The following is a 25,764-nucleotide window of genomic DNA, read 5'->3' on the forward strand; positions in this document are numbered from 1 at the left end:
TCGGCCTCACGCCGTCGGGTATGCGGTGTAGACAATGTAGCCCCGGGGGTGGCCGGGCATTCGCTTGAGCAGCACGGTGTACCCGTTGCCCGCCGCCCGGAATGACTCGTCGGCTTTGTAGATCGTTCCGATCGAGTTCTTCGCCCCGAAGGTACCTGTGATCGGGTATAGCTCGGTGGGGTTGTTCTTGGACCGGGAGAGCCAGTTTGCGAGCCTTTTGGGGTTCTTCTCGGCGTCGCTAGCGATGGCGTAGTCCACGACCTGCTGGGCCGTCTGCGCGTCGACGAAGACACTGGTTATGCCCTTTCCTCCTGCCGCCAGTTCCGCCTTAGCCTTGGCGATGGCCGTCGCCGCGTCAGTGACGTGGTCGCTCAGGGTATGGGCCAGGTCCGGGTATTTGACTGCGTCGTCGACCAGGTTGTTGCAGTTGTGGACCAGCAGGTCCTGGGACTGGGCGCCAGTGCTGCGGATGTAAAAGGTGTGCAGTCCGTCGACGGTCAGGTCGTAGACCTGCTGGGGAGCGAGACCGGTGCGCGTGCTCAGGGCAGTGACGGCGGAGGACGATCCGTTGGCGGCCTGCAACAGGTCTCCCGGCCGTAGGTCGGCGGCCAGGATCCAGCCCCGGTTCACCGCGTAGACGCGGTGCCCTGTGGTGGTGCTGAGCGTACTTCCACCGCTGAGCTTGATGTCCAGCAGGGTGTCGGTGTCGTGCGCGAAAGTGGCGGTCACCGGTTCGGCCTGAGACCGGCCCGTGGCAGGGTCGATGGCGAGCAGCCGATCTCCGATTCGGACCGAGCTGATGGCCTTGTGGTTGCCGTCGGCCAGTAGCACTTGGGCGCTGCTCGGGAAGCTGTTGATCACGCATCCCGTGAGAGCGTCGTCGGTGGCCTGGACCTCCGCCTTGAGCTCGGCCATCGCCTTGGCGTCCAGGCCGATGGCCTCGACGGCCTTGAGGGCGTCATCGATGCCGAGTCCGGTGCGAATCGCGTCGTTGAGTTTGCCGACCAGTTTGATGGCGTCGAGGATCTTCGATTGTGGGACGAACCAGGTCGCGGCCCAGGCGCAGCTGGTGATGTTGCCGTGGGCGCAGTTGACGAAGTCTGCGGTGACGCTGTCCCAGAGGCCCTTGAGTACGCCTTCGTCGATGGCTTTGGTGATGTCCCAGGTGCTGAAGTGGTGGGTGACCTTCTGGGAGGCAGGCTGGCTCTGGCTGTCGAGGAAGGTGGTGTTGTCGGCCGGGCAGCCGGCCGCGGTGAGGTCGGTGGGGGCGACGTCGGCGTCGCAGAGGTAGAAGTCGATGGTCAGAGTGAAGTTGAGAGTGAAGGTGACGTCGCAGCCGGTGCTGCCCAGACCCAGCACGCAGTCGTTGTCGGGGACGGGGTCGCCGATGGGAGTGACCTTCTCGGTGGTGAACATCTGCGGGGTGCCGGTGGCTCCGCCGCTGGTGACGGTAGCCGCGTCCTGCGCCTGTTCGGCTGCCGTAGCCGCTTGTTGGGCGCTGGCGGCTTGTGCGTCGGCGTCCTTGGCTGCTGCTTCGGCGGCGGTGGCGTCCTGGTCGGCCTGTTGGGCGACCTCACGGGCGGTGGCCGCGGCGGTCTGGGCTGTGGTGGCGGCCTGTTGGGCGGCGGTGGCGTCGGATTCGGCGGCGTTGGCCGAGGCTCGGGCGTCGGTGGCGTCCCCGGCTGCGGCCTGGGCGGCGGCTTGGGCGGCTGCGGCGTCCGCGGTGGCGGCGGTGTCGTAGGCGACGGTCTGGGCCTGGGCGGCCTGGGCGTCGGCCATGGCTTTCTGGGCCTGGGCGGCGGAGGCCAGGGCCTGCTGGGCGGAGGCCTGGGCCTGGGCTGCTTGGGCGGCGGCGTCGGCGACCGGGACCTGGGCTGCCTTGGCGTCGCCGGTGGCGGCGTCGGCGATGGCCTGGGCGGTCTGGGCGGCCTGCGCGGCCTGCGCGGACTTGGCCTGGGCGACGGCCTGCTGCTGGTCGGCGACAGTTTTGGAGGCCTGGGCGGACAGGACAGCCAGGCCGGCGGAGGCGTCGGTGTTGACATACGGTGCGCCCAGTTGGATGGCGTCGTTGGCCGGGGCGATCACCTGGGCGGCGGCGCTGGCCGCGGCGCCGGCGGCCTGGGCGGTGGTGTAGGCGTAGCCGGCTGCGGTGGCCGCGCTGGTCTGGGCGGCCTGGGCGGCGGTGCCGGCGGCGATGGCGTCCGTCTGGGCCTGCTTGGCCTGGGCTTCGGCGGTGGCGGCGTCGGCTTGGGCGGCGGTGGCGTCGCTGGAGGCCTGCTGGGAGGCGGCCACGGCGGTGGCCACTGCGGCTTCGCCGGTCCTGACCGCTGCGTCGGCGGTGGCCTTCGCCGCCTGGGCGGCGTCGGCGTCGGACTGCGCCCGCGAGGCGGCAGCCTCGGCCTGGGTGGCCGCGGCATCAGCGGCCTGCGCCGCGGTGGTGGCGGCGTCGGCCGCTGTCGACGCCCCGTCGGCCGCGGTGCTCGCGTTTGCCGCGTCGGTGTCGGCTGCGGTGGCGGCGCTCTGGGCGTCCTGCGCGTCGGCGTTGCCGTCCTCCGCGTCCGCGTAGGCGTCCGCCGCGTCGGCCTTGGCCTGCAGAGCGTTCTTGGTTTGTGCGGCATCCCAGGCGTTCTGACGTGCCGTAGTGGCGGCCTGGTCGGCCTGGGTGGCCGCGGTGCGCTTCTGGGCGGCGGTGGCTCCCGCGGTCTGGGCGGCGGCCAGCGCGGTGGCGGCGGTGGCCGCATCCTGGTCCGCGGTGACCTGGTCGCTTGCCGCGGTGGCCTCGTCGGCTGCGGCCTCGTTCTTCTTCGCGGCCGCGGTCGCCTGCTGGGCCTCGGCGGCCTGCCGCTTGGCGTGCGCGGTGTCGGCAGCGGTCTTCGCCGTCTGCTCGGCCTGCTGCGCGGTGGCCAGTGCTCCCTGGGCGGTGGTGTTCGCCGCCGCGGCGTTCTTGGCCTGCTGCGCTGCACCGGCGGCGGCCGCCTTCGCCTGCGCGTCGGCCTCATTCGCCGCCGCCAGGCGGAACGCGGCGGTCGAGGCATGGGTCTGGGTCTCCGCCAGCGCCTGCAGCGTCGCAGCGTCGGCGGCCGACGCGGTGGTGGCCTGGTAGGCGGTCTCGGTGGCCTTCACGATCGCCTGCAGCGCAGCCGAGGAGGCCATCGTGACCTGGGCCTCCTGCTGGGCCGCCAGCAGACCGCGTCCGCGCGGCTCACCGGCCGAGTCCGCGATGGCGTAGGCCTGCTGCTCGACGGTGGTCGTGTCGTCCGCCGCCTGCTGCGCGATAGCCGCCTGCTGCTGGGCGACCACCAGCTGTGCCTTCGCTGCGGCCTGCGCCACCGGCAGTGCGTTCTTCACGGAGGTGAACTGCGCGGCCGTCGGGTAGCTGGGGCTGTAGATCCCGGTGCTGGTGCCGGTGTTGTTCTGCTGGGCGGTGAACTGCTCGGGCGCGCTGCCGTTACAGGTGCCCACGGTCGCGCCCGCGCCCTGCGCGGTGGAGGCGAAGTTCAGGCAGAGCTTGGAGCCCACGTTGTACAGCCGGGTCACCCCGGCGGTGGTGGTGTACTGCCAGTGCTGCGAGGCGGTGCCGTTGCACTTGTACAACTGCACCACGGTGCCCGGTACTTGGGGGCCGTGGGTGCCGTCCACGTCCAGACAGGTGTTGCCCGCCGTGTTGACCAGCGGCCCGTCCAGGACTCCGTTGGAGGTGGGGGTCCACTGCTGCGCCCTACCGCCGTTGCAGGTGTAGGACTCCACCACGGCGCTGTTGGCGGTCGAGCCGCCCTTGTCGTCCAGGCACTGGGTAGTCGCGGACTTCAACTGGAAGGTGATCGGCCCGGTACCGGCGAAACCGGCGCCCCCGGGGCCCCAGTAGGCCTGCCAGTGCGAGAGGTGGTCGGCCGACCAGGACTGGCCCAGGGCCTCACCGAGCGCCTTCGAGCCGGCCGCCAGGGCCGCGGTGGCCTTGGTGCTGTCGGCGAAGACCGCGTCGCGCTGCTCGACCTGGCCTGCGATCTCCGCCTGCCATTCGGTCGACGCCGCCTGCACCTCCGCGCCCAGCACGTTGTTCGGGTCCTCCGGATTGCGCCACTCGCACGACGCGAACCGGGTCTTCAGGTCCTCCACCGCCACCCGGAACTCCGCAGTACCCGGCGCCGACGCGGTGCGAGCGAACCCGCCGTTCTCCAGCAGCATCCGGGTGTCGTCCGCGAACAGCCCGTGCATGAACGTCATGTCCTGCCAGGCGTTGTACTCGTTGTACTCGCGCGCGAAGTTCGGATCGTTGCCGTCGGTCGGCTGCGAGTACAGCGCGTTGCCCAGCGCGGTTGCGGCCGTCACCGAGTCAGCGCCGGCCAGCGGGGTGGGGTCGGTGTACAGCTTGTCCTCGCTGCTGCCCATCCGGTCTTCCAGCCACGGTCCCAGACCGACGGTGTCGAAGTAGCTGTCACCACCCAGCTGCCCCGGCGCCTGCAGGAATGCGGCGTCCGAGGGGTAGTCGAGCGGCACCGGCAGGCCTTGCAGCGGCTTCTCCCAGACGCCGTCCTCATTGAACAGAGCAGCGCCCTGGGCCTTGTAGGCGGCGGCGTCCTGGGTGTAGCCGGCGTGCAGCGGGGTCGCGGTCTCATTGGCGTAGTTGCGATCGGCCGCGGTGTGCAGCTGCGCGTCGGTGCCGTCCAGTCCGGCAGTGGCGACCTGACGGGTCACCGGACCGCCCAAGCGCACCATCGTGGACATCAGGCACTGGTCCTCGCGCACCTGCGCGGCCGCGGCCGGGTCGAACGCCGCGCCGTTCGACGGCGGCGGGATGTAGGCGAACCAGCCCTGCAGGTCCACCACCACTTGGATGGGGGCCGCGCTGGAGTTGTAGACGCTGACACTGCCGGTGCTGTTCGCTGCCACCACGCTCATCGCGGCGGTGACAGCGCTGGCCTGGAACTGGTCCAGCGAGAGCGTGGGCATGCTCTGCCCGGTAGGCCAGGCGACCAGGTGGCCCGGGCTGTTCCCGCTGATGGCCACCAGGTTCAGCGCGGCGGCTCCGAAGTGGGCCGGGATGCCGTTGGTGCCGCCGACCTGGAGGTTGACCGCACTGTTGGCGGGGATCGCTGCGGTGGTGCGGGTGTCCAGCAGGCGCGCGGCGACCGGGGTGAAGCCGCCGCCGGTGGAAGCGGCGGCGGCGAAGAATCCGGAGATGTCCATCATCACGTCGATCGCCGCGGTAGTCGAACCGTTCCGCAGGGTGATCTTCCCGTTCGAGCCGACCGCCACGATCGCGCCGCTGCTGCGGGTGGTGCTGGAGAAGTCGATGATCGGCTGGCCGCCGCTGGCGGCCCCGCTCGGGTAGGCGTACAGGCTTCCGCCCGCGGCCGGAAGGGGCACGGTGAGGTTGGCGAACACCGCGGACTCACCGGTGATCCCGGCCACCCCGTCGACCTGGACGTCGATACTGCCGCCAGCAGGCACCTGGGCCATGACAGCGCCGGTGCCCACCCGGGTGTCCACCAGCCGGGTCGGCGCGATCGGCACATAGCCCCCGGGGGCGACGGTTCCGGCCGTGGTGGTGTAGTAGCCGTTGACCACCACCCGCACGTCCACCGTGCCCGCCGCGTTGTAGACGTCGACCTTCCCGTCCGAGCCCACCGCCAGGATCGCGGCATTGTCGGCCGTCACGCCGGTGGTCAGGTTCACCGTGCTCGTGGACGGCTTGGCGGTGCCGTCCGCCCACAGCGCCAGATAGCCCCCCGCGCTCGAACCGGTCGCCTCCACGTCCACCGAGACCGCGCTCACCCCACTGGAGGGCACACCCGCTTGCCCCAGAACCTGGAACGCCGTCGTGGAAGCAGCCCCGAGCGTCGTCGAGATCCCCACACCAGAGGCGGTGTCAACCAGTTTCTGCGACGGCGAGACCGCAACGAAATCCCCACCCGGGGTCGCCGCCACCGCAGGCGCGGCCACCGACAGCACGGACAGCAACGAGGCCGCCAGAGTGGCCGACGCCATCACGGACACCCACCTGCGAACAGGCCGGGATATCAGCCCGCCCGCGAACTTGCGTGACAGCACGGAGAGTCAGCCTCTCTTGCAGCTTCGACAAAACTTGACCACTGGACGCGCACAAGAAAACCACATGTTCGTTCGTGGACCCTGCCATCCGAACCGCCCCCCGTCAGCCCGAGCACCAGTTACGTGCCCCCGCTCGCAACCCGACGTCCATTCGGGTGTTCGTGGTGTGACGTATCGTTACTCGAAAAAGGGTTAGACCCGATTTGCCCCACTGATGCTTCGTCGTCTGACGGCACATCACGTCCCCTTCGCTGCCATCCCCAGGGCGAATCGAAGCCGGACCGTGATAGAAGATCATCTGAAAGATGCACAAGCAGGCCAGAGAAGTACATCAACGTGCCTATGTACTTCGGTGCGCATATTTCACCCACACAGCAACACTCCAAGGCGAGGCGTCACGGGGGAATTCACGTCCCACCAGTGACGCTCCCGGGGATAGCGGCCTCGACCTGGGCCAGGTCGCCGGCCGTCAAGCCCTGGCCCTGACCGAATCGCCGAGCAAGGGCGACCGCCGTTGGCGGCGGGTTCGGGCTGCCCGGGCTCACCCTCATCTCACCCGGGGTTGTCCACGGCTCACCTACTCCGTGGGCGCGCGACGAGGCCGACGGCTCGCAGAGCGCGAACCCGGCACCGTGGGCCGTCACCTACGCCGTCCGACTCACCCAGATCCCCACCACCGCGAACACCACCGCCAGGGGCACCCCCGCGCACGTGGGAGCACCATCGCGACAGCCGCCCCGACTGTTCCCGTCACCGGGCGATAGCGGGGGGTGACCTGCGAACACGTCCGAGGACGCGGCGCCGAGCAGCCGATCTGGTCCACGCCTGGTCCACAGAGGGCCGTCTCGGGCCCTCGGAATCGAACGGACGTACGTCAAGAATCGAAAACAGCCAGCATTGACAAACTTCGATACTGGCTCTGACCTGTACTTCTCTACCTGCGGAGAGCGAGGGATTCGAACCCTCGGTCACGGTTCCCCGTGACGACAGTTTTCAAGACTGTTCCCTTAGGCCGCTCGGGCAGCTCTCCTTGCGCGGGTGGGCAGCACGATGGGGGCGCGCCCCCGGTGGTTGCCCGCGCTCAGGGATCTTCTCATGTTTGGGGGCGTGCTTGGGTAGCGAATAGCCCCGTACGGCGGTGGTGCCTGTGCCGTACGGGGCTATGGGGTCGTGAGGGGGCTCGCGCGGTACGCGGTGCGGGCTGGCTGGTTACTGGTCGCCGACGCGGGAGCCGAGGGTGAGGCTGGTGGTGTGGCTCTGGCCGTCGCGGGTGTAGATGACCGTGACCACGTCGCCCGGGTGGTGCGACCAGATCTCGCTGACCAGGGTCGGGCCGCTGTCGATGTGGACGCCGTCGAGCGAGGTGATGATGTCGCCCGGCTTGAGCCCGGCCTTGTCGGCGGGGCCGCCGGCGGTGACCGGGGCGCTGCCCTGGACCGGGGCGGAGGCGATCTTCGCTCCGTCGCCGGTGTAGGTGTCGTCGCGGAGGACGCCGATGATCGGGTAGGTCGGCTTGCCGGTCTTGATCAGCTGCTGGGCCACCCACTTGGCCTGGTTGATCGGGATGGCGAAGCCCAGGCCGATGCTGCCGGACTGGGTGCCGGTCGAGGTGCTGCTGCCGGTCGACTGGATCGCCGAGTCGATGCCGATGACCTGGCCCGAGGCGTTCATCAGCGGGCCGCCGGAGTTGCCCGGGTTGATCGAGGCGTCGGTCTGCAGCGCGTTCATGTAGGACGTCTGCGCGCCGGTCTCGTCGCCGGAGGCGACGGGGCGGTTCTTGGCGCTGACGATGCCGGAGGTGACGGTGCCGGAGAGCCCGAAGGGGGCGCCGATGGCGATGGTGGTGTCGCCGACCGCGACCGCGTCGGAGTCGCCGAGAGCCAGCGGGACCAGCGGCTTCTTCGGCGTACCGACGATCTTGATGACGGCGACGTCGTAGCCGGAGGCGCGGCCCACGATCGTGGCCGGGTAGCTGGTGCCGTCGGAGAACTTGACCGAGAGCTTGCCGCCGTTGTCCGAGGGCGCGACGACGTGGTTGTTGGTGAGGATGTGGCCGTCGGTGTCGAAGACGAACCCGGTGCCTGTGCCCGACTCCTGCGAGTTGCTGGCCGAGATGGTGACCACGCTGGGCAGCGCCTTGGCGGCGACGCCCGCGATGCTCTCGGGGGCGCGACTGAGCGCCTTGGGGTCGACGCTGCTGGTGACGGTGGTGGAGCCGCTGGAGCTGTCGTTGTTCTCCAGCGCCGCGCCGATGCCGCCGCCGATGCCGCCGGCGATGATCGCGGTCGCCGCGAGCAGGGCGATCAGCGCGCCACGGCGCTTCTTGCGCGGCGGGACGGGCTGGCCGTAGCCGCCGTAGGGCAGACCGGGGTGGCCGCCGTACGGGGGCTGACCGCCGTAGGGGGGCTGCTGGGCACCGTACGGGAACTGCTGGGCGCCGTAGGCCGGATCGTAGGGGGGCTGGACCGTGGTCGGCTCGCTGCCGGGCGCCGGCGCTCCCGTCGGGGGCGCGGGCGGCGTCGAGGGCGCGGCCGGGTAAGGCTGCTCCTGATGCGCGGCCTGCGGGTACGCCGGGGCGGCGGGAGCGGGAGCAGCGGCCACGGGGGCCGGGGGAACCGGGGGCACCACGGGATCCGCTATGGGCTGCTGTTGCTGTGAAGCCGGGGCCGGGGCCGGAGGCTGGGCCTGGTGCGGAGCCTGCGTCGGGGCCGGGGCCTGGGCCGAAGGGGCCGGCGGCGGGAACGCCGCGAGCGCCGGGTCGGCCGGCGGCTCGACCGAACCGTACGGGAGCGCGGGGGTGTCGGCGACCGTGTCCGCGGTCGTGTTCGCGACGGTGCCTGCGCCCGTGTCGGCCGTGTTTGCGACCACGTCCTGCGACTGTGCGGCCTGCGGCCGGTCCTGCTTGTCGGTGCTGACCGGCTGGACGACGGTGTCGTCAGCGGCAGGTGCGGCGGGTGCGGCTGCTGCGGGCGCTGCGTCGCTCGGCACGTCCTGCGACTGCGCGTCCAGGGAGGGTTCCACCGGCTCCCCGCCGGTGGGGACAGCCCCACCCTCGTGCTCGGTGCTCACGAATGACCTCCTCCTGCGGGACTCCGCGTCCCAAAGCTTTGCCCACCCACTGTCAGGGCATCGTAAGGGCCAGCCATGCGCTTCCCCTCGGCGCATCTATAGCGCACCGATCTGAGAGCTTCCTTACGCCGCCCGCCCACAGCTCATCTACAGCTCATCGGACATTCATCCTTGGCCAGCGGCTCGACTGCACCTAGCATGTCCTCGAACACATACGCGGGAGCTTGGACCCATCCAGGCTGAGAGGGCGCCGAACACGGGGTGCCGACCGCCTGAACCTGACCGGGTAATGCCGGCGTAGGGAGCTGAGCCTCGTGACGTCCGTTTCGCCGTCCCCTTCCCCCTCTCCTGTCCTGGACCGGGCACCGGGGTCCCCGCGCGCCGAGGCGCCGCTGGTACTGGACACCGCGCCCCCGCGCACGCTGGGCTTCCGCGACCAGGCCGCCTTCTGGACCAACCTCGGCGTCAGCCTGATCGGCTTCCAGAGCGCCGCGACCGTACTGGTCTTCAACGGCAAGGACCTCTCCCTCGCCGCCTCCGTGACCGCGATCGTGGTCGGCACCGTGATCGGCGCGGTGATGCTCGGCGTCGCCGCGGTCATCGGCACCAGGGCCGGGGCGCCGGCCATGGCGATCCTGCGTGGGCTGTTCGGCACCCGGCTGTCCTATCTGCCGACCGTGCTCAACATCGTGCAGTGCCTCGGCTGGGGCGTGTTCGAACTGACCGTGATCGCCATGGGCGCGGACGCGCTCTTCGGCGGGGGCCCGCACTGGCTCTACGTCGTGCTGGCCGGGGTGCTGACCACGGCGATGACGATCCGTCCGCTCGGCGCCATCGCGGTGCTGCGCAGGTACGTCGCCGTCGCGGTCGGCGTGGCGATGCTCTTCTTCACAGTGGAGCTGCTGCGGCACGGGGTGCACGACCCGGCCCCTGGCAACTGGACCGGCTTCCTGCCCGCCGTCGACTCGGTGATCGCCGTCTCCATCTCCTTCGTGCCGCTGGCCGCCGACTACACCCGGCATGCCAGGACCACCCGCAGTTCGTTCTGGGGCGCGTTCAGCGGCTACACCGTCTCGCAGGTGTGGTGCTACGTGGTGGGGCTGCTGGCGCTGCTGCAGGTCGGCGGCGACCCCGACAAGATCTTCACCACCTTCATGGGCATCACCGCCGGCTGGCTGTTCTTCGCCGTGCTGGTGCTGCGTGAGGCGGACCAGTCCTTCGCCAACGTCTACTCGACGGCGATGTCGGTGCAGAACCTGCTGCCGCGGGTGGACCGGCGGATTCTCACCGTCGGACTGGGCCTCCTGGTCACCGTGCTCGCCCTGCTGGTGACCGACTTCAGCGGGTACGAGTCCTTCCTCGGGCTGATCGGCGCGGTGTTCGTGCCGCTGTCTGCGGTGCTGGCGGTGGACTTCTACTTCGGGGCCGGGAAGCGGGAAGGCGGCTGGGACCTCAGCGAGACCGCGCCGACGCGGTGGCTGACGCTGCTGCCGTGGGCGGTCGGATTCGTGGTGTACCAGCTGATCGCCCCGGCCCAGCTGACCGGGTGGGCCGGCTTCTGGCCCTCCTTCTGGGCCCACGCCCAGAACGTCCTGCACATCCATCCGCAGGTGTGGACGTCGGCGTCGCTGTTCTCCTTCGTCGTCCCGGCGCTGATCACCTGGGCGCTGACGCCCCTGCTGCGCAAGGGGCTGTGACCGGGGTCGTTAACCGGTCACACCGTCAGAATTCATCTGCCGCTGCCGGGACCGCACGGGCGTCCGTCCTAGGCTGGTGGCGTGTCGAACGCCCCGCAGTCGAACGCCCGTCGGCAGCAGGTGCTGCCCAATCGCACCGCCACCCGCGTCGTCGCCCACCGCGGCGCCTCCGGCACGCTCGCCGAGCACACCCTGGCCGCCTACAAGCTGGCCGTGGACCAGGGGGCCGATGCCCTGGAGTGCGATGTCCGGCTGACCGCCGACGGGCACCTGGTCTGCGTGCACGACCGCAGGGTGGACCGGACCTCCAACGGGCGGGGCGTCGTCTCGACCCTGGAGCTGGCCCAGTTGTCGGAACTGGACTTCGGTTCGTGGAAGGCCGGACGGGGCGCCGCGGCCGACTCGGCGGCGGATTCCCAGGTCGGGTCGGCAGCCGAGTCCCAGGTCGACTCGGCGGCCGACTCCCGCGTCGGCTCGGCGATCGACCCCGACGAGGCGGACTGGGCCGACGTCGAGCACACCTTGGTGCTCACCCTGGAACGACTGCTGGAATTCGCCACCACCTGCGGCCGCCGCATCGAACTCGCGATCGAGACCAAGCACCCCACCCGTTACGCGGGCCTCGTCGAGCGCAAACTCCTGGAGCTGCTCCACCGCTTCGATCTGGTCACCCCGGCGGACGGCGAGCGCACCCCGGTCCGGATCATGAGTTTCAGTCAGCTCTCGCTGCGCCGGGTGCGGGAGCTCGCCCCGGCCATTCCGACGGTGTTCCTGATGGAACGCGTCCCGCTGCGGTTCCGCGACGGCAGCCTTCCGCACGGTGCGCGGATCGCCGGACCCGGCATCGACCTGGTGCGGGCCAACCCCGGCTATGTCGCCGCACTGCACCGGGCCGGGCAGCGGGTCCACGTGTGGACGGTGGACGATCCGGAGGACGTGGAGCTGTGTCTGCGGCTCGGCGTGGACACCATCATCACCAATCATCCGCGCCGGGTACTTGACCAGTTGGGCCGCTAGTACGGACTATGGCGGAGTCGGGAGCCTGCGTGGACAGGCGTACGCGGGCGCAGCGGAATGGCCGGAAATTCACCCGGATCGCCATTCTTCACCACCCCCGACAAACCCTCCGTGACGATCCGACTACGCATAGTAAAATGGGTGGCGCGCCTTCGACTTCGCGCGCTATTTCGGCATGTCGAGGTGCTTCTGTTCTCGTTTCCGCCGCGCTTGCAACGGGCATTCACACCCTGGCTGACAGCTGAGGAGGAGGTCCGGGGGTGGCGCTGGTGGTAGCGCGTGATGTGCCGACTTCTTCGGCGACCATGGCCGTGCCCCATGGTCCTGAGAGCGTGAGCGCTGCGCGGCGTCGACTGCGAAAGGACCTCGCCGCGCGGCAGGTGCCGGACGTCGTCATCGATGACGCGGTGCTCATACTCTCCGAACTGCTGAGCAATGCCTGCAGGCACGCCAGGCCGCTGGAGCCGGTACCGGCCTCCTCGCACGACGGGCTGCACCCCGGGTCCACCGCGGATGCGACCGCGCGGGCGCATGCCCAGGCCGCGTGGCTGGGACAGGGCACGGCCCAGGCGGACTCCGGCCTGGTGGTGGTCGGCTGGGAACTGCACAGCGACGGACTGCTGACCGTCGAGGTCACGGACGGCGGCGGCCCGACCCGGCCGCGCCGGGGCAGCCCCTCGCTGACCGCCCGCGGGGGTCGAGGCCTGGGCATCGTCGGACAGTTGGCCAGCGACTGGGGCGTCAGGGACGCCCCGGGCGAAGTGACCGTCTGGGCGGTGCTGCCGGTGCGGGCCCGGCACGCCCGGCGCGACGGGGTGGCCACGGGCTGACGCCGCGTCAGCGCGTTCGCGGTTCTGACGGACCTTCGACTGCGGACCGTGGTCCGGTTGCAGCCGGACAGGGGCGCGGGAACTGCGCGGCCGACCACGCACACGCCGCAGTCGGAGAAGCACCGTGACCGGAGGGCACCGGCGCACCACTAGGCTCGGTGCGAAGCAAGCCGCTGCCGCACCGGGAGAAACCGCACCATGGCCAAGAAGCCCGCGAAGAAGGCGCCCGCGCGCGCCGGATCGAACAACGCCGCCACCGCAGTCGCGGGTGGGATCCCCGTCGTCGGCGCGCGCGAGGCGTGCCCCTGCGGTTCGGGCCGCCGGTACAAGGCGTGCCACGGCCGCGAGGCCTCGCACGCCGTCCAGGAACTGGTGCCGCGTCCGTTCGAGGGGCTGGCCGGCGAGGGCGACTGGGTGGCGCTGCGCGAGCTGGTCCCGGCCGCGACGGTGCCGCTGACGCTGACCGCCGAGGCCCTCAAGGGCGCCAACGGCGAGGTCCCCTCGGTGACGCTGGCGACGGTGCTGCCGATGGCCTGGCCCGCGATGCGGCGTCAGGACGGCAGCGTGCTGCTGGGTCTGCAGACGCACGGCTCCTCCGGCGACATCAGCCGCGACCTGGGCGACGCGCTGGTCCAGGCGCTGGCCGTGGAGCCGGGCACGCCGGTGCCGCCGCGCCGCCCGGCCGCGGACGCCCCGCGGCTGCAGGAGCTGCTCGACCACTCCGCGCCGTTCGAGCCGGTCCTGCACAGCGGCTTCGAGTTCTGGCTGGACGACGCGGAGTCCGCCACCGGCGAGGTCGCCGCCTCGCTGGAGTCCGCCAACGCGACCATCATCCCGACCGTGCGGCTGACCTCGGTCGACACCGCCTACTGGTGCTCGGTGACGGACAAGAACCACCTGCGCTGGGTGATGCCGTACGCGGAGGACGAGCTGCTGGACGCGCTGGCGCGGCTGGCGGCGAAGGATCAGGAGGCGCCGGGCGAAGCCCGTCGGACCGGGGTGGCGGCGGCCGACGCGGGGGCCGGCCTGGGCGCGGACACCAAGCTGGTCGGCTCGTTCCGGGCGCACGGGCTGACCGTGCCGGTCTGGGACCTGCCGGCGGAGATGACGGCGGAGGAGTGCGAGAAGCCGGCCGCCGCCTTTGTCGAGCGCCTTGCCGGCGCACTCGCCGAAAACGCGCCGCTTACCGCAGCGGAGCGCCGGGCGCGCGCCGGTCTGGTGAACCGTCAGGTCACCCTCGGCTGACGGCCCGTCGGAAGTCCGCCTTTACGGATTGCGTCCGATCGGCCACGGTGGGCGACAATGCGGGCACACTGACCCATTTAGCCCGTGATGTGCATCACAATTCCCCGAGTGGAGCCGAAAACAGTGCCTCCGACTCCTCCCGGGGAATTTGCTTGAGCGCCAAAACTTGTTACGGTTTAAACAGCTCGGTCGCTGGTGCATCCCCCGTCGCCAGCGGCCGAGCATTGTCTTGTGCCGGTGAGAACTCCCGGCAGCGCCGTTCAGTAGGCCAGCCGGGCCCCGTCGGGGACGGCCGCGCTGGCGGCGACCAGAGCACCCATCAGATCGCTCACCGAGGGTAGCCAGGGCGCCCCCCCGGCCTCCGGGTCCGGCACCGGCTCCCGGGCCCAACGCAGCACCCCCGCCCCGGTCCTGGACGGCGGCAGCACCACGTACCCGCCGCTGCCGTGGTAGCGCAGGCTGGTCGGCACCCACTTCTGGGCGATCAGCAGCTCCGCCAGCTCCTGCATCGAGTAGGGCGCCACGAGCAGGACATACCTGGTGGGCGTCGCGACCACCGGGCCGGTCCTGATCCGCAGCGCGTCGAAGTACTCCAGTACCCGCGCCCCGGCCGAGGCCGGCAGGCTCACCGCGGAAACCGGACCGCCGGTCGCCAGCACCAGCGGTGCGTCCGAGTGCCGCTGCCACCACCAGCGCACCATCCTGGAGTCGGTGGTCGCAGCAAGTAGCGGCGGATCGAAGGGATGGGCCCCCGGAGTGGGGCAGTCGGGGCGCGGGCAGCCGCACCCCTCCCACCCTGCGGCGGCCCCGGGCAGCACCGGCCAGCCCCAGTCCTGCGCGATGGTCGTGGCCGCGGACAGGAGCAGTGACCGCTCCCGGCGGCGGCCGGCGGAAAGCGCCCGTGCGAGCCCTCGTACAAGCAGGTTCCGAGGGCGGATCGTGCTGAGAACCCCGCGCATGAGCACTCGTTCCTTTCCGTGACCAGTCAAGGATCGGTACGTGATCTCGCGCAACGAGAAGCGCACCACGCCCGACGCGCTCTGCGGAACCTGGCGGGGGGTGGCGCAGGGTGGCGATTGTTTCGCCGGCCCTGTCTGGACTTGTACCCCGGAACCCGGATGTTGCCTCAGCATTCCCGCTCCGGCTTGCGGGATGTTTTCGGGCTGCTTCCCCGGGCGGCCCCGCCGTCGGGCCTCACGAACGCGCTCACTCACGAGATTGACGCATCGTCCGGAATGACGCGGAAGAACCGGCGACGGTTCCACCGAACGGGTTGCCCTGAGCCGCAGCGGCCGCGGTCAGCGACTTGGCATGCTCCAGATGAGACACTGCGCGGAACAGGCAACGCCGGACCCCTCGTGCTCGTACGATCCGCTCATGGACGCGCAACCGCCCTCCGCGGGCACCACGGACACCCCCGCCGAACGCCCGGCCGAACGCGCTGTCGCCGTGGTGATGGCGGCCCATGACGAAGCGTCACGGATCGCGCTGACCGTGCTCGCGGCACGGCGGCTGCCCGGGGTGGACCTGGTCGTGGTGGTGGACGCCGGCTCGGGCGACTCCACCGCTCGGGTCGCCGAGGAGTCCGGGGCCGAGGTGCTCCGGCTGGGGGCGCGGACCGGGCGCACCGAGGCGCTGCTGCGCGGCGTGGCGAGGGTCGCAGAGCTGGACGCTGCGGCGGCGGCAGCGCAGGCGGCGACAGCAGCGCAGGCGGCGGCGACGGAGGCCGGATCAGCGGTGGCCGGATCAGGGCGGTCCGGCCCGCGGCATCTGCTCCTCCTGGAGCCCGACATCCAGTCCGGCGCCGCCGAGGCGGTCCGGCTGCTGGAGCCGGTCCAGGCCGGCGAGGCCGATGCCGTGATCGCCCGGGTCGGGGGCGCGGAACCGGAGCCCGGCGCTGCCGCGCGCCGTGCGCGCCGGGGCATCGAGCGGGCCACCGGTTTTCCCGTCGGCCGTCCCGTCGCGACCGAACTATGCCTGACCAGGGAGGCCTTTGCGGCCGCCGAACCGCTCTCCGACGGAGCGGGTGCGTCAGCCGGTCTGATCATCGACTTGATGCGACGTGGATTCCGGGTCGCCGACGTGCAGGTCGACTGGTCCCACCGGCCGCGACGGCGGGGAGTACGGGCCGCGCTGCGGGAGTTCGGGCAATGGCGCGAGGTCGGCCGGACGCTCTCCGCGCACCGCGGATGACCAGCGATGTTTTTCGGCCAGATATTCGGGCAAAGACACCAATCACCTGGCACCTCACAGTCCTGGACATCACCCGATCGGTGTGTGTAGAAGTAAGTCACTAATTGCCTCACGGCATGACACGGGGGTGCAAAATTAGTTATTTCGGACAAATCCATTCACGCTCTGTCTTCCCCCTCGGTGCGTCCCCCTTCCAGCCCGCACCCGCAGCGAAGGGCGCACACCATGGCTGACTCCCCTTCACCCCGCTCCGGCCGCACACTCGACGGGCAGGCGACCGCCGTCCCGGCGCCCTCCACCGGGCCGGCACCGACCGGCCTCGGCCGCACCGGCAGCCCCACCGGCGTCCCCACCAACGGCCCCACCGGCGCCTCGGCCAGGGCCGGCGCCGAACAGTCCGAGCTTTCCGAGCTCACCACCCTCTACGAGCTGACCGAGCGACTGACCGCGGCCTCCGGCCTGGAGGAGACCCTGCGCGGAGCCCTCAAGGCCGGCGCCGCCATCCTCGGCGCCCAGCGCGGCATGCTGCTGCTCGCCGACGCCCCTGTGCACAGCGCCGACGTACCCGACGCCCCGGACGGCCTCGCCGCGTTCGGCACTATCGACTCCCCCGGCACCACCATCGGCTACGGCCTGGACCGTCCCTCCCTCGGCGCGCTGGAGACCGTGCCGCGCGACAGCGGCCCCTACGCCGGCCTGCTCGAAGGCGCGAGCCAGGCCATGACCTGGGGGCTGCTGAGCCCCGAGCCCGCCGCGGCCGGGGCGAGCGCCGGGGTCGTCGGTGACCGCTTCCGCGAGGTGGCCGCACAGATGGGCATCGACGCCTCCTTCGCCCTCCCTCTCGCGGCCCCCGGTGAAGTCGGTGAACCCTTCGGCGCGGCCATCTGGTTCTTCTCAGCCGCACCCGGCGCGCTCGACTCCGCGGAGGTTCTCCCGGTCTGGGGTGCACAGGGGTACGGGACGTCGCGCCCCGGGAGAGCGGAACACGACAAGCCCGCGGTCCCCACCGAAGGCCAGCAGCGCCTGGCCGCGCTCTACTGCTCCGCCGCCTCCCGGCTGATCGCCAAGGAGATCGAGCGCGACCGGCTCCGCCGCACCACCGAGGCGCTGCGCCGCGGCCTGCTGCCGGACCGGCTCCCCCGGGTCCCCGGGATCCAGCTCGCCGCCCGCTGCCTGCCCGCCGGGCTGGACCTCTCCGCGGGCAGCGACTGGTACGACGCGCTGGCCCTGCCGGACGGCAGCCTGGCCCTGAGCGTCGGCAGCGTCAACGGCGGCGGCCCCGACTGCGCCGCCGCGATGGGCCGGATCCGCGCGGCGCTGCGCGCCTACGCCGTACTGGAGGGCGAGGACCCGGTCTCCGTCCTCGGCGACCTGGAGCTGCTGCTGAAGACCACCGAGCCGGCCCGTACCGCGACCGCGCTCTACGCCTACCTGGACCCGCGCACCCGGCAGCTGTCCATCGCCGGTGCCGGGCAGTGCCCGCCGCTGCTGGTGACCTCCTTCGGCGCCAGCTTCGTGGAGACCTCGCTGTCCGCGCCGCTGGGCATGCTGAGCTGCTGGGAGGCCCCGGGCGTGGAGCTCCGGGCGGACCGCGGCGACCTCCTGCTGCTCTACACCGAGGGCCTGGCCCGCCGCTGCGGCAGCTCGCTGCACGCCGGACAGGCCAAGCTGCGCTCGGCCGCGGCGGCGGCCCCGCGCGAGGCCCGGCACGACCCGGACCGCTTCTGCGCCCACCTGCTCAGCACCTGCCTGGACGGCGCGGACGGCCCGGCCGGAGCCGACGACATCGTGCTGCTGGCGGCGGGCTTCGAGTAGGCGGCTGTTCGCAGCGGCCGAGCAGCGCCTGCGTAGTAGCTCCGACGGAGCAGGTCTGACGGAGCAGGTCCGGCGTAGTAGCTCCGACGTAAGGGACGAAGAGGTCCTCCGCCCCTTTCGACCACCTGTTCCCAGGTCCTAGGATCGTAGGGACCGCCCCCGTCAGCGGGTGGTCCCGCACGAGCAGGAGGCGACGCAGGTGAACGACGCGACCGAGGCGACCGCGACCGAGCCGATCACGACCGAGGCCGCCGAGGCTGTCGAGGCCGTCGACGAGGAGCAGGACCAGCCGATCAAGGCCCGTAAGAACGGCCTCTACCCGGCGCTCTCGGACGAGCTCGCCGAGGTGATGAAGTCCGGCTGGGCCGACACCGAGCTGCGCGACCTGGCACCGCTGGAGCAGTCGGCCTACGCGGCCAAGCGCCGCGCCGCGCTGTCCGCCCGCTTCCCCGGCGACCGCCTGGTGATCCCGGCCGGGAGCCTGAAGACCCGCGCCAACGACACCGAGTACCCGTTCCGGGCCGCCACCGAGTACGTCCACCTCACCGGCGACCAGACCCAGGACGCCGTACTGGTGCTGGAGCCGCGCGCCGAGGGCGGCCACGACGCCACCGCCTACCTGCTGCCGCGCTCCAACCGCGAGAACGGCGAGTTCTGGCTCGACGGCCAGGGCGAGCTGTGGGTCGGCCGCCGGCACAGCCTCGCCGAGGGCGAGGCGCTGCTCGGCCTGCCCACCCGCGACGTCCGCCAGGTCGTCGCCGAGCTGACCCTGGCGGCCGAGGAGAAGCCGGCCGCCACCAGGATCGTCCGCTCCTACGACGCCGCACTGGAGTCCGCGCTCGCCGAGCACACCACCAAGCACGGCGACGAGGAGCTGCGGGTCTTCCTCAGCGAGCTGCGCCTGGTCAAGGACGAGTGGGAGGTCGCCCAGCTGCAGGCCGCCTGCGACGCCACCGCCAAGGGCTTCACCGACGTGGTGCGCGAGCTGGCCCAGGCCGTGGCCAGCTCCGAGCGCTGGATCGAGGGCACCTTCTACCGGCGGGCCCGGGTCGAGGGCAACGACATCGGCTACGGCTCCATCTGCGCGGCGGGACCGCACGCCACCACCCTGCACTGGGTCCGCAACGACGGCGAGGTCCGCCCCGGCGAGCTGCTGCTGCTGGACGCCGGCGTCGAGACGCACACCCTCTACACCGCCGACGTCACCCGCACCCTGCCGATCGACGGCAGCTTCAACGAGCTGCAGCGCAAGATCTACGACGCGGTCTACGACTCGCAGGAGGCCGGCATCGCGGCCGTGAGGCCGGGCGCCCGCTACCGCGACTTCCACGAGGCCAGCCAGCGGGTGCTGGCCGAGCGCCTGGTCGAGTGGGGCCTGGTCGAGGGCCCGGTGGACCGCGTGCTGGAGCTGGCGCTGCAGCGCCGCTGGACCCTGCACGGCACCGGCCACATGCTCGGCCTGGACGTCCACGACTGCGCCCAGGCGCGCACCGAGGCTTATGTCGACTGCGTGCTGGAGCCGGGCATGGTGCTCACCGTCGAGCCCGGCCTGTACTTCCAGGCCGACGACCTGACGGTGCCGGAGGAGTACCGCGGCATCGGCGTCCGGATCGAGGACGACATCCTGGTCACCGCCGACGGCAGCCTCAACCTCTCGGCCGCGCTGCCCCGCAGCTCGACCGAGGTCGAGGCCTGGATGGCCGGCCTCAAGGACTGACAGCCGGTCCACGGCGATGGCGGCCGTGGCGGCGGTGGTGGTGGTGGTGGCGATGGCGGTAACCGCGGGCCCCGTTAGGATCCCGCCATGCTGACCATCGCCGCACGGCCGCCGTCAGAGACCGCGCACACGGTCGCCGTGCTCGCCTTCGACGGCATGACTCCCTTCGAACTCGGCGTGGTGGTCGAGGTGTTCGGGCTGCACCGGCCCGAACTCGGCGAGCTGCCCTGGTACGAGTTGAAGGTCTGCGCCGAGCAGCCGGGACGTGATCTGCGGGCCGTCGGCGGATTCAGTCTGAAGGCCGAGCACGGCCTGGACGTGCTGGCGGCCGCGGACACGGTGATCGTGCCGGGCGTCCCCGACGCCCGGGGCGAGGCGTCACCGGCGCTGGTCGCCGCCCTGCGCGCGGCCCATGCGCGGGGCGCACGGCTGGTGTCGATCTGCTCGGGCGCCTTCGCGCTGGCCGCCGCCGGACTACTGGACGGCCGCCGGGCCACCACGCACTGGCGCTACGCCCAGCAGTTGGCCGAGCGGTTCCCGGCGGTCCAGGTCGATCCCGACGTCCTCTATGTCGACAACGGCGCCGTGCTGACCAGCGCCGGCAGCGCGGCCGGCATCGACCTGTGCCTCTACCTGGTGCGCAGCGACCACGGCGCGAGGGTCGCCAACACCGTCGCCCGCCGCTTCGTGGTGCCGCCGCACCGGGAGGGCGGGCACGCCCAGTTCATCGAGGCGGCGGTGCGGGCGGTGCCGGAGGAGGACGACGGGGTGGGCCGCAGCATGGCCTGGGCCCTGGACCGGCTGGCACAACCGCTGACCGTGCCGGTGCTGGCCCGCGCGGCGAGCATGTCCGAACGCTCCTACCTGCGGCACTTCACCCGCCGCAACGGCACCAGCCCGATGCGCTGGGTCATCGCCCAGCGGGTGGCGGCCAGCCTCCCGCTGCTGGAAGCCGGAGGCGGCTCCGTCGAGGAGGTCGCCGCCGCGGTGGGCTTCGACAGCCCGGCCACCTACCGCCACCACTTCGCCCGCGCGATGCGGACCACGCCTACGGCCTACCGCCGCAGTTTCGGCACCGCGGCGTGAGCGGGTGCGCGTCGGCCGGCGGTCGAGGTCCGCGCAGTTCCCCGCGCCCCCTCAGGGGCGCGGGGAACTGCGCGCAACGGCGGAGGAGCCCCTCAGCGGACCTCGTGACGGTCGGCGTTGGCGATGACGGCGTCGTGGAACCACTGCGCCGCCCCCTCGGCCAACTGCTCGTACGTGGCCTGGAAGCGCTCGTCGGCGACGAACATCTCGGCGAGGCCCCGCTGCACGGTGTAGCTGCAGTCGTAGAAGTTGCGGCAGACGTGCTGCCGGTGCTCCTCGGCGATGTCCATCGCCGCACCGCTGTTCGAGGCGACGCCGCTCCGTACCGCGGCCGAGATCCGTCGCATGATCTCGTCGCCCTCGGCCTTGATCCGGATCCAGTCGTCCTTGCTGAGCTCCGCCGCCCTCCGCTGCGACTGCTTCCACGCCTCGGACCCGCCCCACCGCTGCTGGGCCTCGTCCTCGTACTCCTGGTAGCCCTCACCGAAGATCTCGAACTTCTCCTCGGGGCTGAGGTTGATACCCATACTCCGTGCCTCCAGTGCTTCCTCCACGGCCGCCGCCATCTGCTGGAGCCGCTCGATCCGCCCGGTGAGCAGCGCGTGCTGACGCCGCAGGTGCTCGGAGGGGGAGACCTCGCGGTCGTCCAGGATGCCGGCGATCTCTTCGAGGGAGAACCCGAGCTCGCGGTAGAACAGGATCTGCTGCAGCCGGTCCAGGTCGGCGTCGTCGTACCGGCGGTAGCCGCCCGCGGTACGGCCGCTCGGCGACAGCAGCTTGATCTCGTCGTAGTGGTGCAGGGTGCGCACGGTGGTTCCGGCGAACCCGGCGACCTGGCCTACCGAGTAGCTCATGGCTCTCTCTCCCTTCCGCCGTCCAGCCTGGTTCCTCACGTCGCGTGAGGGTCAAGCCGGAGGGCCCGGAAGGGAATGGCGGCCTCAGGAGGCGTGCAGCAGCGGGCGGTCGCGGTACTTGAGCATCTTGTCGAAGGAGACCACGGCGCCGCTGCGGGGGTGGTTCCGGAACTGCACGTGGTCCATCAGTGCCCGGATCAGGAACAGCCCGCGGCCGTTCTCCGCGCAGAGGTCCGGGAGTTCGTGGCCCGCCTCGGCGAAGGCCGCCATGTCCGCGCCGAGGTCGACATCGGTGCCGAGGTCAAGGCCGAGGTCGAGCCCCAGGTCCAGCGGAAGCGACCGCATCCCCGCCGGTACCGCCACTGCTCGCGACCGCGGCCGTGTCGCCGTCCGACGCCGTCCGCGGGTCCCGCGGGCCGGGGTGCAGGGACGGATCCGGGTCGTCGCCGAGGGCCGGGCGGACGAAGACTGAGCGGACGAAGGCGGGGCCGACGGAGACTGGGCCGACAGGGGCCGGGCCGGCGACGACTGGGCCGCAGCCCCGGGGGCGGGTGAGGCGCAGCCCGGGTCGGCCGAGAAGCCCGGTCCGGTGTCGGTGATCTCGACCCGCAGACAGCCGTCCTCGATGGTCGCGGTGACCTGGAACCCGCTGTCCTCTCCGGTGTCCGTCAGATGCGCGGCGTGCTCCACCGCGTTGGCGCAGGCTTCGGTCAGGGCGACGCCCACCTCGTGCGAGATGTCCGGATCGACGCCGGCCGAGGCCATGGTCCCCAACAGGATGCGTCGGGCGAGCGGGACGCTCGCCGGCTCACGCCGAAGGTGTAGAGACCACCAGATGTCCACGGCAGGCTCCTCCTGGCTGCGGCTCCACATACCACTACCTATAACCGACCGTCAGGGGAATCAATCGTCACGACGGAAACTTGTCACACCCTTGGCGGACGCACAGGAGTGGAACAGGTACGCGACAGCACCCCGGGGTGTGTCCTGCGGGAGTGTGCGCGGGGCGCGCGCTCCAGCGCCGCACGGCGTCCGGGGCGGGTTCCCGGCACCCAGGCGCGGGCGCTCCCAGGCTCGGTGAGACACTGGCCGACGTCATGTCTGTGTCCCCAGCCGCCCCGGCAGCCACGCCGGGCCGCGCCGCCGCACTGGACCTCCGCATGCTGAGGGCACTGCCCTTCGCGGTGGTCTGCGTCGTCGTGTCCGCGTTCGGGCACTGCCTGGCCGGCGGCGGACCGATCCCGGTGGCCGCGCTGCTGCTCGGAGGCCTCGCCGTCTGGGCGGTCGCGGTGGCGCTGGCCGGACGGGAGCGCCGACTGCCGTCGATCGCCGGTGCACTCGCGGTCGGCCAGATCGGTCTGCACCTGCTGTTCCACCAGACGGCCATGGGCTCGATGGGTTCCATGGGAAGCATGGCTGGGATGTCAGGCATGTCTGGCATGAGCAGCATGGATGGCATAGCAGGTATGAGTGGGATGGCCGGGATGACCGGCTCGACCGCAGGTACCGGCAGCAGCCTCGCCGCCCTCGCCGCCAAGCTGCTCTGCAACCCGGCGGGCACGCCCGCCACCGCACTGCCGCGCGGCACCACCGCCGCCCAGTTGGTCGCCCAGGCCGGGCTCGACCCGCACCTGGTCATCGGCGGCGCCCCGCACCTGGCGCCCTTCTGGACCGACAGCGGCCTGCTCGGCCTCACCCCGCTGATGCTGCTGGGCCACCTCCTGGCCGCGCTCACCGCCGGTTGGTGGCTGAGCCGGGGCGAGGCGGCGCTCTGGCGGCTGCTGCGGCTCACCGCCCAGGTCACCGAGGTGCTCGCGCAGAGCTGGACCGCACCGCTGCGCACCCTGCTCGCCCTGGCCGCCGCACTGCTGCGCGGCCGGCTCGGCAGCCTCGACCGGGGCGTCACGGCGCTCCGCCGCGGCCACGGCCGGGAACCCCGGCAACGGGCCCGCGGTGCGCTGCTGCGGCATCAGGTCGTCCGGCGCGGGCCCCCGCTGCGGGCCCTCCCGGCCTGACCCGGTCCCGACGCGCCCCGAGGCACCCCTCCGGCGGTACGGGCAGGGCAGGTCGGCCATGCCTTCCTGCCCCCGTCCCTCCTGCAATGGAGAGTTGCCACCATGCGTTCCTTCCTGTCGTCCCCCCCACGCACGGCGCTGCGCAGCCGCGCCGCCACCGTCACCGGCCTGGCCGCGGCAACACTGCTGCTGATCGCCGGGCCCGCCTCGGCGCACGTCACGGTCAACCCCGGCAGCGCCGCCAAGGGCAGCTACACCGAGGTGAACGTCCGCGTCCCCAACGAGGAGACCGGCGCCGACACCACGAAGATCGAGTTCTATCTGCCGACCGACCACCCGATCGCCTCCGTCTCCACGGAGAACGTCCCCGGCTGGACCGCCACCGTGCAGAAGACCAAGCTCAGCAAGCCGATCACGACCGACGACGGGCAGATCACCGAGGCCGTCTCGGAGATCACCTGGTCCGGCGGCACGATCAAGCCCGGCCAGTTCCAGGACTTCGCGCTGTCGCTGGGCCCGCTGCCCACCGACACCGACTCGCTCACCTTCAAGGCGCTGCAGACCTACAGCGACGGCTCGGTCGTCCGCTGGATCCAGCCGACCGTCGCGGGCCAGGCTGAGCCGGCCAACCCGGCCCCGGTGCTCCGGCTGACCGCCGCGACCGCCTCCGCCAGTACTGACAGCGCCTCCGCCTCGGCGCGGCCGACCGTCACCACCACCACCGCTTCCGGCTCGTCCGGCAGCGACACCACCGCCCGGGTGCTGGCCGGCGTCGGCCTGGTCGTCGGCCTGCTCGGCGTCGGCTTCGGCTTCCTCGGCTGGCGCCGCGGCGGCACCGGCGGCAGGTCCGCCGGGTAGTCAGCGGTCGCGCGGGGGTGGGGCCCGGGACCCGAGGGCCCCACCCCACCCGCGCCACCGGCAACACGTCGTCCTCAGACCGCAGCCTGACCACCAGCCACGTAGTACGAATGGACCCCCAGATGTCGCACCTCAGCCGCCGCTCCCTGCTCACCGGTGCCGTCGCCGCCTCCGCCGGCCTGCTGCTCGCCGCCTGCGGCAGTTCCTCCGGCTCGTCCGGCTCCTCCTCCGGCGGCAACGCCGGTGCCGTGACCCAGCTGAACGGCCAGGGCAGCAGCTCCGCCTATCAGGGCGTCAGCCTGGGCCGCAGCTTCGACAAGCCCAGCGCCACCCTCACCGACACCAGTGGCAAGCCCTTCGACATCGCCAAGCAGACCGCCGGCAAGGCCGTACTGCTCTACTTCGGATACACCCACTGCCCCGACGTCTGCCCGACCACCATCGGCGACATCGCGGTTGCGATCTCCAAGCTGCCCAAGGCCCAGCAGAAGTCGGTCGAGGTGGTGTTCGTGACCACCGATCCGGCCAGGGACACCCCGGCCACCCTGCGCAGCTGGCTGAACTCCTTCAACAGCGGCTTCATCGGGCTGACCGGCGACATCAACACCATCATCGCGGCCGCCAAGTCGGTCGGCGTTGCGGTGGAGGCCCCCGCCAAGGGCCAGGAGCCGGTGCACGGCGCCCAGGTGCTGGCGTACGCGCCGACCGACGACAAGGCGCACATCCTCTACACCAGCGGCACCACCTCGGCGACCTACCTGCACGACCTGCCGCTGCTGATCAAGGGCGTGACGGCATGAGGCTGCCCAGGACCGCGCTGGCCGGCGCCGCGGGTGCGGCGGTGCTCGCGGGCAGCCTCGCACTGACCGCCTGCGGCGGTTCCGGCTCCGCCGCCGGCACGTCCGCGGCAGCCTCGCCCGCGAGCATCAGCGTCAGCAACGCCTACATACCGCTGTCCGCCACCCCCGACATGGCCGTCGCCTACTTCGACATCAGCAACACCGGCGGCAGCGCCGACCGGCTGACCGGAGTCAGCAGCCCCTCGGTGCAGAGCGCGGCGCTGAACCGGTCGACCGAGACGTCCATGGAGCAGATCGACGGCGTGGACGTGCCCGCCCACGGCAGCACCCAACTGGCCAGGGGCGGTACGCATGTGATGCTGATGGGCCTCAAGCCGGCGCCGAAGCTGGGTCAGCACGTCCAGCTGCGGCTGTCGTTCCAGCACTCGGGCACGGTCACCGTCGAGGCCACCGTGCAGCCGCTTACCTACCAGCCCAGCTCCGCCCCCACCCCCGCGTCTTCGACGAAGTGACGGCC

17 protein-coding genes, 1 tRNA gene and 1 riboswitch are annotated in these 25,764 nt (G+C 71.7%); of the genes, 12 read left to right on the plus strand and 6 right to left on the minus strand.

Going from position 1 to position 25,764, the window contains the following annotated elements; translation table 11 throughout:
• Positions 1-6: 6 nt before the first annotated feature.
• The 3 genes from TR46_RS45070 to TR46_RS20645 all read right to left on the minus strand — a co-directional run bounded on the left by TR46_RS45070 (position 7) and on the right by TR46_RS20645 (position 9,120).
• Positions 7-5,775, minus strand: coding sequence for a polymorphic toxin-type HINT domain-containing protein (locus TR46_RS45070; protein WP_052432960.1), 5,769 nt, complete (start codon positions 5,773-5,775; stop codon positions 7-9).
• A 1,217-nt stretch (positions 5,776-6,992) separates the two neighbouring features.
• A tRNA-Ser gene (locus tag TR46_RS20640) sits at positions 6,993-7,081 on the minus strand.
• 179 nt (positions 7,082-7,260) lie between these two features.
• Positions 7,261-9,120, minus strand: coding sequence for a S1C family serine protease (locus TR46_RS20645; RefSeq protein WP_369406001.1), 1,860 nt, complete (start codon positions 9,118-9,120; stop codon positions 7,261-7,263).
• Positions 9,121-9,326: 206 nt separating this feature from the next.
• Positions 9,327-9,442, plus strand: a riboswitch (TPP riboswitch).
• Between TR46_RS20645 and TR46_RS20650 the strand changes: the two genes are divergently transcribed.
• The 4 genes from TR46_RS20650 (at position 9,435) to TR46_RS20665 (ending at position 13,909) form a co-directional block, all read left to right on the plus strand.
• Positions 9,435-10,817, plus strand: a complete 1,383-nt coding sequence (locus TR46_RS20650; protein ID WP_084718771.1) for a purine-cytosine permease family protein — start codon at positions 9,435-9,437, stop codon at positions 10,815-10,817. (Overlaps the previous riboswitch by 8 nt.)
• A gap of 123 nt (positions 10,818-10,940) precedes the next feature.
• Positions 10,941-11,834: a glycerophosphodiester phosphodiesterase family protein gene (locus TR46_RS20655; RefSeq protein WP_042403467.1), complete on the plus strand. Its 894-nt coding sequence runs from the start codon at positions 10,941-10,943 to the stop codon at positions 11,832-11,834.
• Between the two features lie 260 nt (positions 11,835-12,094).
• Positions 12,095-12,664 carry an ATP-binding protein gene (locus tag TR46_RS20660; protein WP_042403404.1) on the plus strand — a complete coding sequence of 190 codons (570 nt, stop codon included), beginning with the start codon at positions 12,095-12,097 and terminating at the stop codon, positions 12,662-12,664.
• Positions 12,665-12,862: 198 nt separating this feature from the next.
• Positions 12,863-13,909 carry a DUF5926 family protein gene (locus TR46_RS20665; protein WP_084718772.1) on the plus strand — a complete coding sequence of 349 codons (1,047 nt, stop codon included), beginning with the start codon at positions 12,863-12,865 and terminating at the stop codon, positions 13,907-13,909.
• Positions 13,910-14,169: 260 nt separating this feature from the next.
• Here the strand turns inward: TR46_RS20665 and TR46_RS20670 are convergent, their stop codons facing one another.
• Positions 14,170-14,868, minus strand: coding sequence for a bifunctional DNA primase/polymerase (locus tag TR46_RS20670; protein ID WP_084718773.1), 699 nt, complete (start codon positions 14,866-14,868; stop codon positions 14,170-14,172).
• 418 nt (positions 14,869-15,286) lie between these two features.
• Here TR46_RS20670 and TR46_RS20675 point away from each other — a divergent pair, with 418 nt between their 5' ends.
• The 4 genes from TR46_RS20675 to TR46_RS20690 all read left to right on the plus strand — a co-directional run bounded on the left by TR46_RS20675 (position 15,287) and on the right by TR46_RS20690 (position 20,720).
• A complete protein-coding gene (locus TR46_RS20675; protein ID WP_084718774.1) occupies positions 15,287-16,102 on the plus strand; it encodes a glycosyltransferase in 816 nt (271 codons plus the stop codon).
• A gap of 225 nt (positions 16,103-16,327) precedes the next feature.
• Entirely contained in the window at positions 16,328-17,917 is a 1,590-nt protein-coding gene (locus tag TR46_RS20680) for a PP2C family protein-serine/threonine phosphatase (RefSeq protein WP_042403407.1), read from the plus strand.
• A gap of 235 nt (positions 17,918-18,152) precedes the next feature.
• Entirely contained in the window at positions 18,153-19,634 is a 1,482-nt protein-coding gene (locus TR46_RS20685) for an aminopeptidase P family protein (RefSeq protein ID WP_042403474.1), read from the plus strand.
• An 87-nt stretch (positions 19,635-19,721) separates the two neighbouring features.
• Positions 19,722-20,720 carry a helix-turn-helix domain-containing protein gene (locus TR46_RS20690; RefSeq protein ID WP_042403409.1) on the plus strand — a complete coding sequence of 333 codons (999 nt, stop codon included), beginning with the start codon at positions 19,722-19,724 and terminating at the stop codon, positions 20,718-20,720.
• 92 nt (positions 20,721-20,812) lie between these two features.
• On the opposite strand, the gene TR46_RS20695 is transcribed toward TR46_RS20690, so the two are convergent.
• The gene (locus TR46_RS20695) at positions 20,813-21,574 is read right to left on the minus strand and encodes a MerR family transcriptional regulator (protein ID WP_042403410.1); all 762 of its coding nucleotides are present in this window, start codon (positions 21,572-21,574) and stop codon (positions 20,813-20,815) included.
• Between the two features lie 84 nt (positions 21,575-21,658).
• The gene (locus TR46_RS45565) at positions 21,659-22,417 is read right to left on the minus strand and encodes an ATP-binding protein (RefSeq protein ID WP_042403411.1); all 759 of its coding nucleotides are present in this window, start codon (positions 22,415-22,417) and stop codon (positions 21,659-21,661) included.
• 254 nt (positions 22,418-22,671) lie between these two features.
• Between TR46_RS45565 and TR46_RS20705 the strand changes: the two genes are divergently transcribed.
• The 4 genes from TR46_RS20705 (at position 22,672) to TR46_RS20720 (ending at position 25,759) form a co-directional block, all read left to right on the plus strand.
• Positions 22,672-23,589: a hypothetical protein gene (locus tag TR46_RS20705; protein ID WP_236655410.1), complete on the plus strand. Its 918-nt coding sequence runs from the start codon at positions 22,672-22,674 to the stop codon at positions 23,587-23,589.
• Positions 23,590-23,691: 102 nt separating this feature from the next.
• Positions 23,692-24,447 (plus strand): YcnI family protein, encoded by a 756-nt coding sequence (locus TR46_RS20710; RefSeq protein WP_174505138.1) that lies wholly within the window; start codon positions 23,692-23,694, stop codon positions 24,445-24,447.
• A 122-nt stretch (positions 24,448-24,569) separates the two neighbouring features.
• Complete coding sequence (locus tag TR46_RS20715) at positions 24,570-25,247, plus strand: SCO family protein (protein ID WP_042403413.1); 678 nt, start codon at positions 24,570-24,572, stop codon at positions 25,245-25,247.
• Complete coding sequence (locus tag TR46_RS20720) at positions 25,244-25,759, plus strand: copper chaperone PCu(A)C (RefSeq protein WP_042403416.1); 516 nt, start codon at positions 25,244-25,246, stop codon at positions 25,757-25,759. Before TR46_RS20715 ends, TR46_RS20720 begins: the two co-directional genes overlap by 4 nt.
• The last annotated feature ends 5 nt before the right edge of the window (positions 25,760-25,764 follow it).

It is taken from the genome of Streptacidiphilus carbonis (genome assembly GCF_000787775.1).
Lineage (GTDB): Bacteria > Actinomycetota > Actinomycetes > Streptomycetales > Streptomycetaceae > Streptacidiphilus > Streptacidiphilus carbonis.